The organism is Paenibacillus sp. 01T422, assembly GCF_056398785.1.
In genome coordinates, this window is record NZ_JBFTQB010001372.1 from 1 (window position 1) to 1592 (window position 1592).

The 1592-nt window shown below is 46.3% G+C and carries 3 protein-coding genes; all 3 read left to right on the forward strand.

Annotation, left to right across the window (positions count from 1 at the left end; translation table 11 throughout):
* The coding region (ftsY, locus tag AC1DUA_RS38830; protein WP_477504758.1) for a signal recognition particle-docking protein FtsY at positions 1-792 on the forward strand (792 nt) is incomplete at its 5' end.
* A gap of 146 nt (positions 793-938) precedes the next feature.
* Entirely contained in the window at positions 939-1205 is a 267-nt protein-coding gene (locus AC1DUA_RS38835; protein ID WP_477504759.1) for a hypothetical protein, read from the forward strand.
* A gap of 26 nt (positions 1206-1231) precedes the next feature.
* The coding region (locus tag AC1DUA_RS38840; protein WP_477504760.1) for a signal recognition particle receptor subunit alpha at positions 1232-1592 on the forward strand (361 nt) is incomplete at its 3' end.

Here is a 1592-nt window from a genome sequence, read left to right on the forward strand (position 1 = left end):
GTTCTTAAGCTCATTGATCAGCTTCGTGCAGAAGTGAAAAAACGCAAAATTGAAGATCCCGCGGAACTGCAGCCAATTCTTTCTGAAAAATTGATCGAGCTGCTGAAGGGCGACGCCGATGCAGGCTTGAATTTAAACCCTAACGGTTTATCGGTTATCTTGTTTGTTGGTGTCAATGGGGTTGGGAAGACGACAACGATCGGTAAAATGGCGCATATGTTCAAATCCCAAGGGAAGAAAGTCCTCATGGCAGCTGGCGATACGTTCCGTGCCGGAGCGATTGAACAGTTGGAGACTTGGGGGCAACGTGTCGGCGTTGACGTAATTAAGCAGCAATCCGGAGCTGACCCTGCTGCGGTTATGTTTGATGCTGTTCAGGCAGCCAAAACCCGCGGCGTAGATATTTTACTCTGTGACACGGCAGGTCGTCTGCAAAATAAAGTTAATCTGATGGAAGAGCTGAACAAAATTTACCGTGTTATCCAGCGCGAAGTGCCAGATGCTCCTCATGAGGTTATTCTTGTGCTTGACGCGACAACAGGGCAAAATGCGCTTAGCCAAGCTAAGTTGTTCGGTGACAAAACCGGTCTGACTGGACTAGTGCTCTCCAAGCTTGATGGGACTGCCAAGGGCGGTATCGTTGTGGCGATCCGTCAGGAATTATCGCTGCCAGTGAAGTTTGTTGGTCTCGGTGAAAAAATGGATGATCTTCAGCCATTCGATTCCGAGCAGTTCGTTCATGCCTTATTTGGCAAAATGGATCGGCGAGCAAAAAGAAGAATAATCGGGTGAAATTCTCCTCTGCCGGTAGTCGGTTAGAGGGGGATTTTTTTGTTTGTGAACTGACAAGGTAAAATGCTTGACATTCATCTTGGAATTCAGTATGATAGGTTCTGTTGTGCTGGTGTCAAGGGTGCAACCTTTACGGAGGTGGATTCATGACTGTCGATCAAATGCTTGCGAAAACAAATCGCATTAATCTGCTATTTGATTTCTATGAACCACTTTTAACCGAGAAGCAGAGAACATTCCTTCAACTGGCAGAGTTAACTTTACAGGAATATGAAGCTAAGCTGCATCTGTTACATAAGCATGAACAACGTATGAAGCTGCGAGCAGAGCTGGATTACAAGCTAGATAGCTGCGAACCAGAGCTAAAGAGGAAAATGGCAGAGCTTTTTGATACAATAATAGGGATCGATTAATAAAGTCCAAGCAGGAGGTGAAGCGCATGGCATTTGAAGGATTAGCAAACCGACTACAGAACGTATTCGGCAAGCTGAGAAGCAAAGGTAAGCTGACGGAAGAAGATGTAGGCGAAGCGCTTCGCGAGGTTAGACTCGCTCTGCTTGAAGCGGACGTTAACTTTAAAGTGGTGAAAGACTTTATTGCTAAGGTGAAGGAACAAGCTATCGGACAAGAAGTGCTCAAGTCCTTTACACCAGGCATGGTCGTTATCGATATTGTTAACAAAGAGCTCACAGCATTAATGGGTGGCACACAAAGCAAGCTAGCTCGCTCGAATCGACCGCCAACTGTCATTATGATGGCAGGCTTGCAAGGGGCAGGTAAAACAACGACGTCCGGTAAAC

Excerpts from the sequence above, each read along its gene's own strand:
- AC1DUA_RS38835 (WP_477504759.1), top strand. The coding sequence starts at position 939 with ATGACTGTCGATCAAATGCTTGCGAAAACAAATCGCATTAATCTGCTA.